Source organism: Pseudoclavibacter sp. AY1F1 (genome assembly GCF_002931075.1).
Taxonomy (GTDB): Bacteria; Actinomycetota; Actinomycetes; order Actinomycetales; family Microbacteriaceae; genus Pseudoclavibacter.
Map to the genome: position 1 here is coordinate 251,075 of NZ_PSTQ01000003.1, position 14,995 is coordinate 266,069.

Genomic DNA, 14,995 nt, shown 5'->3' on the forward strand with positions numbered 1-14,995 from the left:
GGCTGGGCGCTCGCCACGGATTGTCGGTGGCCGCTGTGATACTCGGCGCAGGGAGGAAACCCATGGTCTGGAGCACAAGTCAGCTCGCGCAGTTGGCGGGCACCACGGTGAATGCTGTTCGCCACTATCACGCGCTCGGCCTCCTCGCCGAGCCCGAACGGCAGGCGAACGGCTACAAACGGTACGGCGTGCAGCACCTGGTCCGGGTGCTGCAGGTGCGCCGACTGAGCGACCTCGGGGTGCCGCTCTCGAAGATCCCGGATGCGGTTGCCGACGGTGACCCGCACGCACTGCTGCGAGACCTGCATTCGGAACTCGAAGCGAGCATCCAACGGCTGGAGCGCGTCCGAGATGAGGTGAGATCTCTGCTCGCCCACGGGGCGCCGCTGGATACGCCCACGGGGTTCGAGGGCATCGCCGAGGGCATGACGCCCACAGATCGCTCGCTCGCCTCGATCTTCGCGCAGGTCTACGACGACGCGGCGATGGCCGACGTGAAGGAGATGTTCGAGGACGGCCAGCGGGGGTATCAGGCACTCGACGCGGCCTTCGAGGCGCTGCCCGCCGATGCCGGGGAGCCGGAGCGGCTGGCCCTCGTGGAGCAGATGCTGCCTGCACTCCGCGAGAACCTCGACCGCTACCCTTGGCTGCTCACCGAGCCGCGCACGCTGCAGTCGCAGCCGCTTGCGCAGAGTGTCCTCATCGAGTCCATGCGCGCGCTCTACAACGAGGCGCAGCTCGACGTCCTCGCGCGCGCCATGCTTCAGGTGATGTCGGACATCGGCCAGCCGATCTCGGTCGATCCCGGTCCTGCGGGGGCGGCTCCGCCATAGGATTCGCGGACTGGCCCTGGTGCTCCACCGCCCAACTCGGCGACGTAGGCGCCGAGCGCGGCGTAGGCATTGCCGATCGTCTCGTCCCCGCCCTCGTGCACGATCACCGCGAGCCGCGCCGCGGGGAGTGTCTCGAAGGCGGCCAGGTTGGACCCGGCCGGGCTGGACCATGAACCAGCTCGACCGCCGCCGACCGGGTAGAAGAGCGCACCTTCACCGACCTCGTCGAGGAAGAGCTCCGTCGACCACAGGCCGCCGAGGGCTCCGGCTCGCTCGACCCCGGCCGCGGCGACCGCTTCATCGAGGTGCAGCCGCGTCGCCGTGAACCAGTCGCCCAGGTCTCGAAGCGGGATGGTGTCGCGGATGATCACCACGTCCTGGGCAGGAGTTTCGTGGATCTCGATGGGGTTCGTCGTCGGCGATTCCAGGAGCGCACGCAGGGAGGCAACTGCAGTCCGAGTCTCGGCGAGGCGCTGCTCGAGTCGGGTGAGATGGTCGGAGAGGGCGGCCCGACGCGAGGTGAGTTCCTGTGCCTCGAGAGTTCTTCTGATGTCGTCGATGGGCATGTCGAGCGCGCGGAGCTGGTGGATCATCCGCGCTTCCTCGATCTGCGTCGGGTCGTAGCGTCGGTAGCTCGTTGCCGGATCGACCGTGGCGGGCTCGAGCAGCCCCACCCGGTGGTAGAAGCGGAGGGCCTTCGCGCTGAGCCTGGTGGCCCTGCTGAAATCGCCGATGGTCATGGATGCGGGCACACGCTCATCCTGGCTTGACCTTCCCCTAAGGGGAAGCGGGAGCGTTCGAAGACCTGCACGCCCCAACGGAAGGAACCCCATGAACGCCACAGAACCCGAGTCGTCCGAGCTCCCCGACGCTGTGTCCGCCTATCTGGCGGCGAAATCGAACACTGACCCGGAGGCCCTCGCACGACTGTTCACAGAAGCCGCGTTCGTCGACGACAACGGGGAGGGGCTCCGCGGAAGAACGGAGATCGCACGCTGGCGTCGAGAGGTTTCGACGGCGTTCACGTTCACCGCGACACTCCTCGATGCCTCGTCGAATGGGCCGCGCGTATCCGTGACGGAACGGCTGGAGGGGGATTTCCCCGGCGGACGAGTCGATCTGACGAGCACCTTCGATCTCGGAGCCGACGGCCTCATCCAGCGCCTGATCATTCGAGTCGCTTGAGGGCTCAGACTTGAGCCGCTCACACTCAACTCACAGTCGCTGAGCTTGACGACATCGACTCGCTGAGTAAACTTGAGTGCATCCGGCTCAGGTCTGCATCCACCTCGACGCATCACGACCCTCGAGCAGCAACCCGAGCCGACTCAGACTCACACAAGCAGCTCTACAAAAGGAGAACCACACATGTCACGTGCTGTTGGAATCGACCTCGGAACCACGAACTCCTGCGTCGCAGTCCTCGAAGGTGGCGAGCCGAAGGTCATCGCAAACGCCGAAGGCTTCCGCACCACCCCGTCGATCGTCGCCTTCACGAAGGACGGCGACGTCCTCGTCGGCGAGACCGCGAAGCGCCAGGCCGTCACGAACGTCGACCGCACCATCGGCTCCGTCAAGCGCCACATGGGCACCACCTGGACCCAGGGCATCGACGAGAAGAAGTACACCGCGCAGGAGATCTCCGCGCGCATCCTCGGCAAGCTCAAGCGCGACGCCGAGCAGTACCTGGGCGACAAGGTGACCGACGCGGTCATCACCGTCCCCGCCTACTTCAACGACGCCGAGCGTCAGGCCACGAAGGAAGCCGGTGAGATCGCCGGCCTCAACGTGCTCCGCATCATCAACGAGCCCACCGCAGCCGCACTCGCGTACGGCCTCGACAAGGGCAAGGAAGACGAGCTCATCCTCGTCTTCGACCTCGGTGGCGGAACGTTCGACGTCTCCCTCCTCGAGGTGGGCAAGGACGACGACTTCTCCACCATTCAGGTTCGCTCCACCGCTGGCGACAACCGCCTCGGTGGCGACGACTGGGACGACCGTCTCGTCAAGTACCTCATCACGGAGTTCAAGTCGCAGACCGGCGTCGATGTCGCAAACGACAAGATCGCGCTCCAGCGTCTGAAGGAAGCCGCTGAGCAGGCAAAGAAGGAGCTCTCCAGCTCCACGAGCGCCAGCATCCAGCTGCCCTACCTCTCCCTCACGGAGAACGGACCCGCGAACCTCGACACGAGCATCACTCGCGCGAAGTTCGAGGACCTCACCAAGGACCTCCTCGAGCGCACCCGCAAGCCGTTCGAAGATGTCATCCGCGAAGCAGGCATCAAGGTCAACGAGATCGACCACGTCGTGCTCGTCGGTGGCTCCACCCGTATGCCGGCAGTCGCCGAGCTCGTCAAGAAGCTCAGCGGCAAGGACGCCAACAAGGGCGTCAACCCTGACGAGGTCGTCGCCGTCGGCGCCGCTCTTCAGGCCGGTGTGCTGAAGGGTGAGCGCAAGGACGTCCTCCTCATCGACGTCACGCCCCTCTCCCTCGGCATCGAGACCAAGGGCGGCATCATGACCAAGCTCATCGAGCGCAACACGGCCATCCCGACCAAGCGAAGCGAGACCTTCACGACGGCTGACGACAACCAGCCTTCCGTGCAGATCCAGGTCTTCCAGGGTGAGCGCGAGTTCACCCGCGACAACAAGAACCTCGGAACCTTCGAGCTCACCGGCATCGCACCCGCCCCGCGCGGCATGCCGCAGATCGAGGTCACGTTCGACATCGACGCCAACGGCATCGTGCACGTCTCCGCAAAGGACAAGGGCACGGGCAAGGAGCAGTCGATGACGATCACCGGTGGTTCCAGCCTTGGCAAGGAAGACATCGAGCGCATGGTCCGCGAAGCTGAAGAGCACGCGGAAGAGGACAAGAAGCGTCGAGAAGGCGCCGAGCAGCGCAACATCGCCGAGACCACGGTCTACCAGGTCGAGAAGGTGCTCACCGAGAACGACGACAAGCTGCCCGCCGACGTCAAGAACGAGGTCCAGGGCGACGTTGATGCTCTCAAGACGGCCCTCGCTGGTGACGACGACGCGGCTGTGAAGACGGCGCTCGACAAGCTCAACACCAGCCAGACGAAGCTCGGCGAGGCCATCTACGCCGCAGCCCAGGCTGAGCAGGCAGCGGAAGCCCCCACGGCTGACGCACCCGCCGGAGACCAGGCAGCCGACGATGACATCGTCGACGCTGAGGTCGTGGACGACGAGGACGACAAGGACAACAAGTAGTCATGGCTGAAGAGCGAAACGAGTCAGAAGCACGCGGTCCCGAGAACTCGGGAGAAGCAAACGAGCCGATCATCAACGACAAGCGTCGGATCGACCCGGAGACTGGCGAAGTTCGCGACCTCGGCAAGGCTGCTGGCGCCGAGTCGGCTGAGTCCAACACGGACGACGCCGACCCGGCCGCCGGCGAGGCTGCTGAAGCCGCGGCGGACGGCCTGAGCGTCGAGGATCTCGAGAAGCTCCTCAGCGGCGAAGGCGCAGCGGACGCACCGACCGAGGGCACCCCTGGCGAGAGCGATCTCGCGCAGGAGCGCCTGCAGGACCTGCAGCGCGTCCAGGCGGAGTACGCCAACTACCGCCGTCGCACCGACCGCGAGAAGACCGAAGCATACGACGCCACCAAGGCTGAAGTGCTCCGCTCCCTCCTCCCGGTGCTCGACGACTTCGACCGTGCCCAGAAGCACGGCGACCTCGTCGAGGACACGCCCATGGCCGTCATCGCCAACAAGCTCCGCACGGCAGTCGAGCGCCTCGGCCTCACCGCATACGGTGAGGCCGGCGAGGCCTTCGATCCGCAGCGGTACGAGGCGATCGCCCAGCTGCCCAACCCGAGCGTCACGACCGACACAGTTGCTGACGTCGTCGAGCGCGGCTACACGGTCGGTGACCGCGTTGTCCGCGTCGCGAAGGCGGCGGTCTTCGTACCCGCTTCATAAGCACCGCGATCGGAGCACCCGCACCGATCGAACACGGGAGGGGGCGCCGCTGCTGCGGGCCCCCTCTTGTGTTCATGCTCATCCCTAGGAACAGAAGGACCATATGGCCAGTCAAGATTGGTTCGACAAGGACTTCTACGCGGTGCTCGGCGTATCGAAGGACGTAGACGAAAAAGACCTCAAGAAGCAGTACCGGAAGCTCGCGCGCCAGTATCACCCTGACTCGCACCCGGGAGACGACGCTGCTGAGGCAAAGTTCAAGGAGATCTCCGAGGCGTACTCGGTCATCTCCGACCCCGAGCACCGCGCAGAGTACGACCAGATGCGCGCTATGGGCTCAGGCGCCCGCTTCCAGCAGGGGCCAGGTGGCCCAGGCGGCGCTGGCTTCGAGGACGTGTTCGGCGGAATGTTCAACGGTGGCGGCGGTGGGCGCCGCGGGGCATCCAACGCCGACTTCGAGGACCTCCTCGGCTCCATGTTCGGCGGAGGTGGCGGCGGGTTCGGTGCCGGCAGCTTCGGTGGAGGGGCCGGCGGGCCTGCCGGGTTCCAGACGGGACCGCAGAAGGGTCGCGACCAGAGCGCATCCACGACTCTCGGGTTCATGACCGCCATCAAGGGCGACACTGTGGAACTGCAGGGGCAGGATGGACGCGTCGTCAAGGTGCGTGTCCCGGCCGGTGTTGAAGACGGGCAGAAGATCCGGCTTCGCGGCAAGGGCGGGCAGAGCCCCAACGGCGGCGAGCCTGGAGACCTCATCCTCACCGTGACCGTGCGCCCGGACCCTGTGTTCACGCGCTCCGGCCTCAACCTCGAGGTGACCGTGCCCGTCTCCTTCGCGGAGGCAGTGCTCGGTGCCACGATCGAGGTGCCGACCGTCGACGGCGGCACCGTGCGCGTCAAGGTCGCGCCCGGCACGCCGAACGGCAAGACGCTGCGTGTCAAGGGCCGCGGCATCGAGTCGAAGAAGGGCAAGGGCGACCTGCTCGTCCACCTCGAGGTCGCTGTCCCCAACCACCTCTCGAGCGCGCAGGAGAAGGCGCTCGCCGACTTCGTCGCCGCATCCGGTGACGAGAGCCCGCGCGAGGACCTCCTCCGCCTCGCCCGCCAGGGCAGGTAGGGACGCCCATGGCTTTCCCCTCCGACCTCGACGAGGACGCCCCGATCTTCGCGATTGCCATGGCGGCCGAGCTCGCGAACATGCACCCGCAGACCCTGCGACAGTACGACCGGATGGGCCTGGTCACGCCCCAGCGCACGGCCGGCCGCGTGCGGCGCTACTCGCTCCGCGACGTGGCGCAGCTCCGCGAGATCGCGGTGCTCTCGAACGAGGGCGTGAGCTTGGAGGGCATAGCCCGCGTGCTCGAGTTGCAGCGCGAGGTGCTCGGGCTGCGCCGCCGCGTACGCGCGCTCGAGGCGGAGCTTGCCGACGAGCGACTCACGAGGCTTGGCGGTCGCGTCTTCGCGGCTGGCGAGCGCGGCGACGTCGTGCCACTCGCGCACGGGCGCCGCATGGCCCGTCGCACGGAGGTCGTCGTGTGGCGGCCGGCCCGAGTCCACGAGGCGGAGTCTGACGTCGAGGCGGACCGCCCGCGCACGGTTCGCAGGCGCCGGCCCACCGCGAAGAAGCCCGCGAGCGACTAACGCGCGTCGAGGCTGCGGCTGCGGCTCTACCGCTGCTGCTGCCGCCGCTACCGCTGCTGCCGCTGCTGCTGACTCTGCGGCGGCGGCGGCTGCTGCCGCTGCTGCTGCTGCTGCTGACTCTGCGGTTGCTGCCGCTACCGCCGCCGAACTCCAGAAAGTTGTGGCCCGATGTCGTTCCCGTTCGCGGAAACAACACCGGGCCACAACTCTGTCTCCTGCGGGATGGGGTGTCCCCTGCGGGATGGGGTGTCCCCTGGGGGGATGGGGCTGTGGCCTCAGGTGCAGGGCGCCGGGCGGCGTCGGCGGCGTCATTGGCATCCCTGGCGGGTGTGCTTCGCGTGCATCCGAGGCAGCGCAGAGTTGTGGCGAGATGCCGCTGTGAAGTGGCGCAACAGCACAAAACCACAACTTCTGGGGACGGTCGCGGTGGTGGATGCGGGGCGGTCGCGGTTGCGCTCGCTGGGGCGGGCGGTCGCGGTTGCTGTCGTGCCGCGCTCCCGGGGCTGGCGCGGGCGGGTGCTCGCGGCTTCAGGCGCCCGCGGTCAGGCGTTGCGTGCCGAGCACGGAGAGCAGCTGCAGCTTGTCGTAGTTCTCGGTGCCTGGTGTCGCCGTGAGCACCAAGAGCGTCTGGCCCTGCATGGGGTCGACGAGGAACTGGCACTGCACGGTGATCACCCCGGTCTCGGGATGCTGCACCCGCTTCTCGAGTTCGTGCGTCGCGTTGATCTCGTGGTCGGCCCAGATCTCGGCGAACTCCGGGCTCTCGAGGAGGAGCGCGTCCACGACCCGCTGCGCGCGGGAGCCCGGACCCTGTTGGGCCGCGAAGCTGCGCGCATCCGCCGCGAACGCCCGGCCCAGCTTCTTGTGGTCGTCATCTGGGTAGACGTCGCGGGCGCCCGGGTCGGTGAACCAGCGGTAGACGACGCTGCGGGCGTTGCCGGTGAACCTGGTCTCGTCGCCGAACAGCGCCCGTGCCGCGGGCGTCTGCACAAGCGTCTCGCCCATGGCGGTCATGACCTGCGCCGGGGTATCGGCGAGCCTGTCGAGGATGCGCATGAGTCCGGGCGCGACGTGCTCGCCGCTGATCGTGCGCTTCGGCGGCTGGTGGCCGGCGAGGTGGAAGAGGTGGTCGCGCTCCGCGACGGTGAGGCGCAGGCCGCGCGCGATGGCGGCGAGCATCTGCTCGGACGGCTGCGGGCCACGGCTCTGCTCGAGTCGGCTGTAGTAGTCGACCGACATGTCGCTGAGCGCCGCGACCTCCTCACGCCGCAGGCCCGCCGTCCGGCGGCGCGGCCCCTTTGTCAGGCCGACGTCTTCCGGCTGCAGCGCCTCGCGGCGGCTGCGAAGGAAGTCGGCAAGTTGGGCTCTGTCCATGAGGCGAGGTTAGCGGGCGACGTGCTCGGCGACGAGCTGCTCGGACAGCTCCCACAGGCGGCGCGCATCCGCTTCACTCGTGACCCGCGAGTAGAGCTTCTGCTCGCCGGGTCGGCCGCCGATGTGACCGGGCCCCTTCGGCCCGTACAGGCGCCCGCCCTTCGCGTCCGGGCTGGTGGCCGCGAGGATCGCGGGGAGGGCCGCGCTTTGCGGGGTACCGGCGATGCCGATGCGGGAGAGCACGCGGATGACCTTCACCTCGGTCGTGTCGCTCGTGCGGCCCATGCCCGGCTGCGCGGAGAGCAGGTTCGTGGGGGAGACGCCGGGGTGCGAGAGGTTGCTCTGGATGCCCCAGCCGTTCGTCTCGCTGAGGCGGTGCAGGTGCATGCCGAGCAGGCCCGTGGCGATCTTCGACGAGCTGTACGAGCCCATGTTGCTGTAGCTGCGCTCCCAGTTGAGGTCGTCCCAGTTCACGGCGCCCTGGTTCGCCGCGACGCTGATCTGCGTGGTGACGTGTGCCTTGCCCTCCTTGAGGAGCGGGAGGAGGCCGGTCGTGAGCGCGAAGTGGCCGAGGTGGTTGGTGCCGAACTGCAGCTCGAAGCCGTCGCTTGTCGCGCGGCGCTCTGGCGGCGTCATGACGCCGGCGTTGTTGATGAGGATGTTGATGGGGCGTCCCTCGGTGGCCAGCTCCCCCGTGAGGGCGGCGACCGAGGCCAGCGACGACAGGTCCAGGTCGCGCAGCTCGAGCTTTGCGCTCGGGTTCGAGTTGCGGATGCGCTCGGCGGCCTTCTCGCCCTTCTCGCGGTTGCGCACGGGCATGATCACCTCGGCGCCAGCGCGGGCGAGGCGACTGGCGATGTGGAAGCCGATGCCGTCGCTCGCGCCCGTCACGAGCGCGAGCTTGCCGGTGAGGGACGGGACCTGGATGTCGATGTTCTTGGGCACGGGAGTCTCCTGAGTTGTGCGGGCGAGCGCCAGATGGTGCCGCTGAAGTGAATGCGCAGCCTGGCCGGTGGAACCAGTGTGCTGCTCACATGTTCTTCGATTCAGGACTCACTCATCCAGGGATTCCCAGTCCCTGTCTCGTCGCGGTTCAGGCCGTCGAAGGTCTAACTGGAGTGCTGCTCCAGGTCGGTGAACGCGGCGATGGCGACGGTTTGGCGTGCCGCCGCTACGTGACGACGCGCGGAGAGCTCCGCGGTGAGCGGGTCGCGCGTGCGAATCGCCTCCAGGATGACGGCGTGCTCGTTGAGCGAGCTCGCGAGACGACCTGGCACCTCGAGGGTCTGCTGAACGAGGCGGTGGTAGGCAAGCTGGTTCATGAGCAGCTCGTAGTGTTCGGTGAGCTTCTGGTTGTCGGCTCCGTCGACGAGCGTCTGGTGGAAGTCGTGGACAAGAGCGGCATACGCCCCGGCGTCACCACGGCGGACGGCTTCGCGCTCGTCGGCGATGTTCTGTTCGAGACGGCGCAGCTCCGGCACCTCGCCGCGTTGGGCGAGGAGGCCCGCGGCGAGGCCTTCCAGGGCCTCTTTCATCTGGAAGAGTTCTACGACTTCCCGTCGCGTGGGCTTGCGGACGAATGACCCGACGCGAGGCCTGATCTCGACGAGGCCCTCGATCTGCAATTGCTTGAGCGCCTCGCGAATAGGGGTTCGGCTGACCTGGAATTCCTCTGCGAGACGGATCTCCGCGAGGAGTTCGCCTGGTTCGAACCTGCCGGTGACGATGCCAGATCGGATCTGCTCGATGACTGGGCTGGTCTCGTTTTTCATCTGTGTCATTGCAGCTCGGCTTTCTCCGCGTGAGGCGTCGGCTTACTTGTACATCACCATACACCGATGTATGCCACAGATCGTTGTCTGAGATTCCTGTTTCTCGGAGCTTTCCGCGTGTGAAGACTGTGTTTCCAGGGGAGAAGGGTGTTGACACCACCTGGGATGGGTGATTAGCGTCGACCACACCATGCATGCAACAGCGGCTGATGTCCGTAGTGGCGTGTTCGAGAAGGCCTCGACGATTGGACAGCGGTGACCATACGAGAAGCAAGCGAGCGACGACCAGAGCCGATTGTGGAACTGGCTGAATGCGCGATCACGTTCCCTGATCAGGGCTCAGGCGCGTACACAGCGGTGAGGGATATCTCCCTCACAGCTCAACCCGGCCGATTCACCTCGGTGGTGGGCCCGACCGGGTGCGGCAAGTCGACCATCCTGAACATGTCGGCTGGCCTGCTGACGCCAACGGAGGGCACGGTCACAGCGCAGGGGCACGCCCTCAAGGGGCTCAACAGGGACGCCGGCTATCTCTTCCAGCAGGACGCGCTCCTGCCGTGGAGGACGGCGATCGACAACGTGGCGCTCGCGCTCGACTACCGGGGCGAGCGTGCAGCCGAATCCCGGAAGGTGGCAGCGGACTGGCTCCAGCGGGTGGGGTTGAAGGGCTTCGAGGGGCGATACCCGGCGCAGTTGAGCGGCGGACAGCGCCGTCGCGTTGCCATGGCACAGATGTGGATCACGAACCCCAGCCTCATTCTGATGGACGAGCCGTTTTCCGCGCTCGACGTGCAGACACGACTCGTGATGGAGGGCGAGCTCCTCAACATCTGGGGCGCGAGCGGAGCAGCGACACTCTTCGTCACGCACGACCTCGACGAGGCGGTCTCGCTGTCCGACGAGATCATCGTCCTCAGCGCCGGACCCGCGAGCACCATCGTCGGGCGGTTCGAGGTTCCCATCGCACGTCCGAGGGACCTCCTCGAAATCAAGCGCGACCCCGTGTTCCAACGCATCTACAGCGAGGTGTGGGACTGCCTCAAGGAAGAAGTCATGAAGACCTACCAGCTCAACGTCGAGTCGGAGGTGGCAGCGTGAGCGCGGCAGTCGCGGCGAGGGCCACCGTGCAGGCAAGCGAGGCCACGCAGGGGCGGAAGCTCGCGAGCGCGAATCGCAACCGGAAGCTGCGGATGCTCGGCTACCAGGTTGCGCTCGGTGTCGCATTCATCGCGCTGTGGCAGCTCGGGGCGACGACCGGGGCACTCGATCCGTTCTTCTTCAGCGAGCCGACGGCAGTCTTCGCTCGCATCGTCGAGTGGTTCACTTCCGGCTTCATCTATCCTCACCTCCTCGCTACGACACAGGCCACGCTTCTGGCGTTTGTCATCGGCGTCGGTGGCGGCCTCCTGTTGGGCGTCCTGTTCGGTCGCGTGCAGTTCCTCGCGGACCTGTTCGACCCGTTCATCAAGATGTTCAACGCCATGCCGAGGCTGGTCCTCGCGCCGATCTTCCTCCTGTGGTTCGGCATCGGCATCTGGTCGAAGGTCGCGCTCGGCTTCACGCTCGTGTTCTTCGTCGTGTTCTTCAACACGCTCGAGGGCATCCGCAGCGTCCCGCGAGTGCTGACGAACAACTCGAGGATGCTCGGCGCATCCGAGGCGCAGCTCTTGAAGACCGTCTACATCCCGAGCGCGCTCAGCTGGATCTTCTCGAGCCTGCACACGAGCGTCGGCTTCGCGATCATCGGGGCCGTGATCGGTGAGTACCTCGGCGCCTTCCGCGGTATCGGCTACGTGATCGCGCAGGCGCAGGGCACCTTCGACACCACCAGCGTCTTCGCGGGAATGATCACGCTCATGGTCTTCGTGCTCGTCATCGAGTTCTTCATCACTCGCGCCGAGAAGCACCTCCTGCGCTGGCGTGCAGCCGGCACCCACTGACTCGGCTTTCCCCCTGGCCAAGTCCTCACCACATCCCCTTCTTTCAGCGCAACTCCTTTCAGCGCAACTCCTTTCCCTCGAATCTCCAGGAGCGACATCATGCAGCAACGAATCACCCGCCTGCTCGCAGGCGCATCCATCATCGGACTCGGTCTCGGCCTCGCCGGTTGTGCGGACGCCCAGGGCGCGGGTTCGAGCGACGGTCCGACGACGATCGCCGTTGCGGGGCTCACGAACCTGCACAACATCCCCCTTGTCCTTGCCGACGAACTCGGGTACTTCGAGGAAGCCGGTGTTGAGGTCGAACTGACCGACCTGCAGTCGGGAACGAAAGCCCTCGAGGCGGTCGCCTCGGGTTCCGCGCAGGTCGCGGCGAGCTTCTACGACCACACGCTGCGGATGCAGTCGAAAGGCCAGGACTACACCTCGTTCATCGTCCTGTCCCGGAGCCCAGGCGCCGTGCTCGCGGTTCCCCCGAGCAGTGCGGCCGAGGTGACGACGATCGGCGACCTTGCCGGTCAGCCGGTCGGCATCGCGGCTCCCGGATCCGCGGAGGAGGCGTACTTCGCTGAGGCCTTGCAGGGCGACGGTCTGGACATCCAGGACGTGAGCCTCGTCACGACTGGAACCGGCGCGAGCGCGGTTGCTGCTATGGAAGGCGGCCAGGTCGTGGCTGGGTGGATGTTCGAGCCGGCGTTCTCGCAGTTCGAAGCCCGCAACAGCGGCACGGGGATCCTCATCGACACACGCACGGTCGACGGCGCCACGGCGCTCTTCGGCGACGGTGGCTACGCGGCAGAGACGCTCTACACGAAGAACGAGTGGCTCGAGGCGAACCCTGACGCGGCAGCTGGCATCGCTCAGGCCACAGTGCGTGCACTCGAGTGGATGCAGGAGCACACGGCGGCCGAGATCACCGAGGTCATGCCGGCGAACCTCATCGGAGAGGACCCGGCCGCCTACACCGAGGTGCTCGAGCAGAGCCTCGGCATCTTCACGACCGACGGCAAGATGCCGGAGGGCGGCTACGAGGCGAACGTCCGTCTGCTCGAGTCTTCGCAAGGGCTGTCCGATCTGCGTCCGACCGAGACCTTCACGAACGAGTACGTCGAGGCGACGTCGTGACGGGCGGTCTCCCCACCAGCACCAGGGCGGCTGTCGTCCGAGCGCACGGTGAGCCACTGACGATCGAACAGGTGCCCCTGCCGGAGCGGCTCGCTCCTGGGTCGCTGCTCGTGGAGGTGCTCGCGTGCTCGGTCTGCGGCACCGACGTGCACGGCTGGCTCGGACACCTGACCATTCCCGCCGCGCTGCCGTCGGTCCCGGGGCACGAGATGGTCGGGCGCATCCTCGCCTTCGGTGAGGGTGCTGAGCTCGACTCGTTCGGTGAACCGCTGGCGACGGGTGATCGCGTGATCTGGTCGCACGCCCCCTGCGGTGCGTGCGAGGGCTGCGCGTCTGCGCGAGACTCGGCGCTGTGCTCGCGACCGCAGATGTACGGCTACCTGAACTGCGAGCAGGTGCCGTACGGCGCTGGAGGATTCGCGGAGCACTCCGTCGTCCTGCCCCGCGCCGGGCGGGTCCGAGTGCCGGATGCGGTGAGCGACGAGCTCGCGAGTGTCGCCGCCTGCGCCGTGCGCTCTGCCGCCAACGCGGTCGAGACGCTCGGGCGCACCAAGCCGAGCGACACGGTGCTTGTGCAGGGCAGCGGCCCCATCGGACTGTTCGCCACTGCGATGCTCTCGCTCGGCTCGTATCGGGAGCTCGTCGTCGTGGGCGGGCCGGCAGACCGACTCGCGCTGGCCACCTCCTACGGGGCGACCGCCACGGTCTCCGTCGAGGAGCACACGACTCCGGAAGCGAGGGAGGCGGCGGTACTGGTCGCAACGGATGGCCGTCGTCCCACGAAGATGCTGGAGATGTCCGGCGGGAGAACGGCCTTCGCTGAAGGCTTGCAGCTCGCGGGCAAGGGCGCACGGTACGTGCTCATGGGGCAGGTCGCTGGCTGGGACACGCCCGTGCCGCCTGGCCGCATCACCATGAAGAACCTCGATGTTCGAGGTGCGTTCTCGGGCGACATCACGCACTACCGCGAGGCGCTGCTCTTCCTCGCGCAGCAGGCGGAGCACTTCGATTTCTCGGCGATCGTGTCGAATCGCTACGGACTGTCGCAGATGAATGAGGCGATGGAGAACATGAGGACGATGCGTGACACGAAGGCCGTGATCCTGCCTCAGCGCGATCGAGGGTCGGCGTTTGCGGTGGAGGTGGCCGCTTGAGCGCCCTGCTGACGGGTGCCGAGTCGCCGACCGTCGCGCTGACGGAACTCGCTGTCTCGCTCGGTGTTCGACGCATCCTCACCGCACACGAAGACCTCGTCTCCGACGGCGGCGTCGACGCGCCCGCCCCCATCCGTCGGGCGAGCGCCGTCGCCGTCATCCGCAATCCGTGGACCGACGAGGCTCCGCTCCACGATCTGAACGCGCACACGGAGCGACTCGCTCCCGTCGTGGCGAAGCTGCTGACAGACCGGCTCCTGTCGGTGCTCGGCGGTGCCGACGGAATCGAAGCTTTCGGCAAGGCCGCGGTTGTCGGCGTCGCGGGTGAGATCGAACACGCGGGCGCGCTCATCCACACCCCGTATTTCGGCAATCTGGTTCGCGAGTTCCTCGAAGGAACCTCGATCATCTGCTTCGCGGATGCACGAGCCGACGCGAGCGGGGACATCCGGGTACCGCTGTGGCACAAGACACACGCGGCAACTCGGAGCCACTACCAGACGCTCGACGTGCACCTGGCGGACGCCCCCCACGCCGACGAGATCGCGGTCATCGCAGCTGCATCGTCGGGTTCCCGCCCCCACCCAAGAATCGGAGACAGGCGCACTGACCTGCCCGTGTCCTCCGAGATCCTGAAAGGCATCGCCTCATGAACGTTCGCAAGATCATCACCATCGTCGACGAGACGCTGACCGAGGGTGGACGCCCGGTCGAACCCGTCGCCCGCATCGCGGTCGTGGCCGCCATCATCGAGAACCCATGGGCTGGGCAGGGCTTCGTGGAGGACCTCAGCTCTGGGATCGATTCGACTGCGTCCGAAGTCGGTGCCCTGCTGGCGCCTCGTGTCATGGAGGCCCTCGGGGCGCCGCTCCAGGCCTACGGGAAAGCTGCCATCGTGGGGCTGCGCGGGGAGATCGAGCACGGGTCCGCGCTCATCCACACGCTGAAGTTCGGCGACCATTTCCGTCGGGCGGCGAACGCCAGCACCTTGCTGCCCGCCGTGGAGAAGCGTGGCCCGGCGGGCGTCGCCTTCGACATCCCCCTCAAGCACTTCACGGACGCCACCATCAGGTCACACCACCAGTCGTTCGAGGTGCGGGTCGCGGATGCGCCGCACGCCGACGAGATCCTGATCGCGCTCGCGGGAGCAACGCAGGGGCGCCCTCAGCAGCGCCTCGCGCCGCTCGCGTCCGAGCAGTAGCGGTTGTC

General features: G+C 67.0%; 16 protein-coding genes. 12 read left to right on the forward strand and 4 right to left on the reverse strand.

Features of this window, described 5'->3' with window-relative positions; translation table 11 throughout:
• Positions 1-62 precede the first annotated feature (62 nt).
• Positions 63-833, forward strand: a complete 771-nt coding sequence (locus C5B85_RS07385) for a MerR family transcriptional regulator (RefSeq protein ID WP_104285364.1) — start codon at positions 63-65, stop codon at positions 831-833.
• On the opposite strand, the gene C5B85_RS07390 is transcribed toward C5B85_RS07385, so the two are convergent.
• Positions 764-1,585, reverse strand: coding sequence for a MerR family transcriptional regulator (locus C5B85_RS07390; RefSeq protein WP_181064326.1), 822 nt, complete (start codon positions 1,583-1,585; stop codon positions 764-766). The two genes, C5B85_RS07385 and C5B85_RS07390, sit on opposite strands and share 70 nt — an antisense overlap.
• A 79-nt stretch (positions 1,586-1,664) precedes the next feature.
• Here C5B85_RS07390 and C5B85_RS07395 point away from each other — a divergent pair, with 79 nt between their 5' ends.
• The 5 genes from C5B85_RS07395 to C5B85_RS07415 all read left to right on the forward strand — a co-directional run bounded on the left by C5B85_RS07395 (position 1,665) and on the right by C5B85_RS07415 (position 6,421).
• Positions 1,665-2,018: a nuclear transport factor 2 family protein gene (locus tag C5B85_RS07395; protein ID WP_181064327.1), complete on the forward strand. Its 354-nt coding sequence runs from the start codon at positions 1,665-1,667 to the stop codon at positions 2,016-2,018.
• Between the two features lie 183 nt (positions 2,019-2,201).
• Positions 2,202-4,067: a molecular chaperone DnaK gene (dnaK, locus tag C5B85_RS07400; protein ID WP_104285366.1), complete on the forward strand. Its 1,866-nt coding sequence runs from the start codon at positions 2,202-2,204 to the stop codon at positions 4,065-4,067.
• A gap of 2 nt (positions 4,068-4,069) precedes the next feature.
• Positions 4,070-4,780, forward strand: a complete 711-nt coding sequence (locus tag C5B85_RS07405; RefSeq protein ID WP_104285367.1) for a nucleotide exchange factor GrpE — start codon at positions 4,070-4,072, stop codon at positions 4,778-4,780.
• Between the two features lie 103 nt (positions 4,781-4,883).
• The gene (locus C5B85_RS07410) at positions 4,884-5,897 is read left to right on the forward strand and encodes a DnaJ C-terminal domain-containing protein (RefSeq protein WP_104285368.1); all 1,014 of its coding nucleotides are present in this window, start codon (positions 4,884-4,886) and stop codon (positions 5,895-5,897) included.
• 8 nt (positions 5,898-5,905) lie between these two features.
• Positions 5,906-6,421, forward strand: a complete 516-nt coding sequence (locus C5B85_RS07415) for a heat shock protein transcriptional repressor HspR (protein WP_104285369.1) — start codon at positions 5,906-5,908, stop codon at positions 6,419-6,421.
• 528 nt (positions 6,422-6,949) lie between these two features.
• Here C5B85_RS07415 and C5B85_RS07420 read toward each other — a convergent pair.
• The 3 genes from C5B85_RS07420 to C5B85_RS07430 form a co-directional block, all read right to left on the reverse strand.
• Positions 6,950-7,795 (reverse strand): helix-turn-helix transcriptional regulator, encoded by an 846-nt coding sequence (locus C5B85_RS07420; protein ID WP_104285370.1) that lies wholly within the window; start codon positions 7,793-7,795, stop codon positions 6,950-6,952.
• 9 nt (positions 7,796-7,804) lie between these two features.
• Positions 7,805-8,740, reverse strand: coding sequence for an SDR family oxidoreductase (locus C5B85_RS07425; RefSeq protein ID WP_104285371.1), 936 nt, complete (start codon positions 8,738-8,740; stop codon positions 7,805-7,807).
• Between the two features lie 164 nt (positions 8,741-8,904).
• The gene (locus C5B85_RS07430) at positions 8,905-9,567 is read right to left on the reverse strand and encodes a GntR family transcriptional regulator (RefSeq protein ID WP_258070648.1); all 663 of its coding nucleotides are present in this window, start codon (positions 9,565-9,567) and stop codon (positions 8,905-8,907) included.
• Between the two features lie 357 nt (positions 9,568-9,924).
• Here C5B85_RS07430 and C5B85_RS07435 point away from each other — a divergent pair, with 357 nt between their 5' ends.
• The 6 genes from C5B85_RS07435 to C5B85_RS07460 all read left to right on the forward strand — a co-directional run bounded on the left by C5B85_RS07435 (position 9,925) and on the right by C5B85_RS07460 (position 14,987).
• The gene (locus C5B85_RS07435; RefSeq protein ID WP_181064328.1) at positions 9,925-10,665 is read left to right on the forward strand and encodes an ABC transporter ATP-binding protein; all 741 of its coding nucleotides are present in this window, start codon (positions 9,925-9,927) and stop codon (positions 10,663-10,665) included.
• Positions 10,662-11,507 carry an ABC transporter permease gene (locus tag C5B85_RS07440; RefSeq protein WP_219819367.1) on the forward strand — a complete coding sequence of 282 codons (846 nt, stop codon included), beginning with the start codon at positions 10,662-10,664 and terminating at the stop codon, positions 11,505-11,507. The genes C5B85_RS07435 and C5B85_RS07440 overlap by 4 nt, the downstream gene beginning before the upstream one ends.
• 99 nt (positions 11,508-11,606) lie before the next feature.
• Positions 11,607-12,632, forward strand: a complete 1,026-nt coding sequence (locus tag C5B85_RS07445) for an ABC transporter substrate-binding protein (protein ID WP_104285374.1) — start codon at positions 11,607-11,609, stop codon at positions 12,630-12,632.
• Positions 12,629-13,786: a zinc-binding dehydrogenase gene (locus C5B85_RS07450; RefSeq protein ID WP_181064329.1), complete on the forward strand. Its 1,158-nt coding sequence runs from the start codon at positions 12,629-12,631 to the stop codon at positions 13,784-13,786. Before C5B85_RS07445 ends, C5B85_RS07450 begins: the two co-directional genes overlap by 4 nt.
• Entirely contained in the window at positions 13,783-14,439 is a 657-nt protein-coding gene (locus C5B85_RS07455; protein ID WP_219819368.1) for an amino acid synthesis family protein, read from the forward strand. Before C5B85_RS07450 ends, C5B85_RS07455 begins: the two co-directional genes overlap by 4 nt.
• Positions 14,436-14,987 carry an amino acid synthesis family protein gene (locus tag C5B85_RS07460; RefSeq protein WP_104285376.1) on the forward strand — a complete coding sequence of 184 codons (552 nt, stop codon included), beginning with the start codon at positions 14,436-14,438 and terminating at the stop codon, positions 14,985-14,987. Before C5B85_RS07455 ends, C5B85_RS07460 begins: the two co-directional genes overlap by 4 nt.
• Positions 14,988-14,995: the final 8 nt, after the last annotated feature.

Coding starts and splice junctions, on each gene's coding strand:
- C5B85_RS07385 (WP_104285364.1), top strand. CDS start 63: ATGGTCTGGAGCACAAGTCAGCTCGCGCAGTTGGCGGGCACCACGGTG.
- C5B85_RS07395 (WP_181064327.1), top strand. CDS start 1,665: ATGAACGCCACAGAACCCGAGTCGTCCGAGCTCCCCGACGCTGTGTCC.
- dnaK (WP_104285366.1), top strand. CDS start 2,202: ATGTCACGTGCTGTTGGAATCGACCTCGGAACCACGAACTCCTGCGTC.
- C5B85_RS07405 (WP_104285367.1), top strand. CDS start 4,070: ATGGCTGAAGAGCGAAACGAGTCAGAAGCACGCGGTCCCGAGAACTCG.
- C5B85_RS07410 (WP_104285368.1), top strand. CDS start 4,884: ATGGCCAGTCAAGATTGGTTCGACAAGGACTTCTACGCGGTGCTCGGC.
- C5B85_RS07415 (WP_104285369.1), top strand. CDS start 5,906: ATGGCTTTCCCCTCCGACCTCGACGAGGACGCCCCGATCTTCGCGATT.
- C5B85_RS07420 (WP_104285370.1), bottom strand. CDS start 7,795: ATGGACAGAGCCCAACTTGCCGACTTCCTTCGCAGCCGCCGCGAGGCG.
- C5B85_RS07430 (WP_258070648.1), bottom strand. CDS start 9,567: ATGAAAAACGAGACCAGCCCAGTCATCGAGCAGATCCGATCTGGCATC.
- C5B85_RS07445 (WP_104285374.1), top strand. CDS start 11,607: ATGCAGCAACGAATCACCCGCCTGCTCGCAGGCGCATCCATCATCGGA.
- C5B85_RS07460 (WP_104285376.1), top strand. CDS start 14,436: ATGAACGTTCGCAAGATCATCACCATCGTCGACGAGACGCTGACCGAG.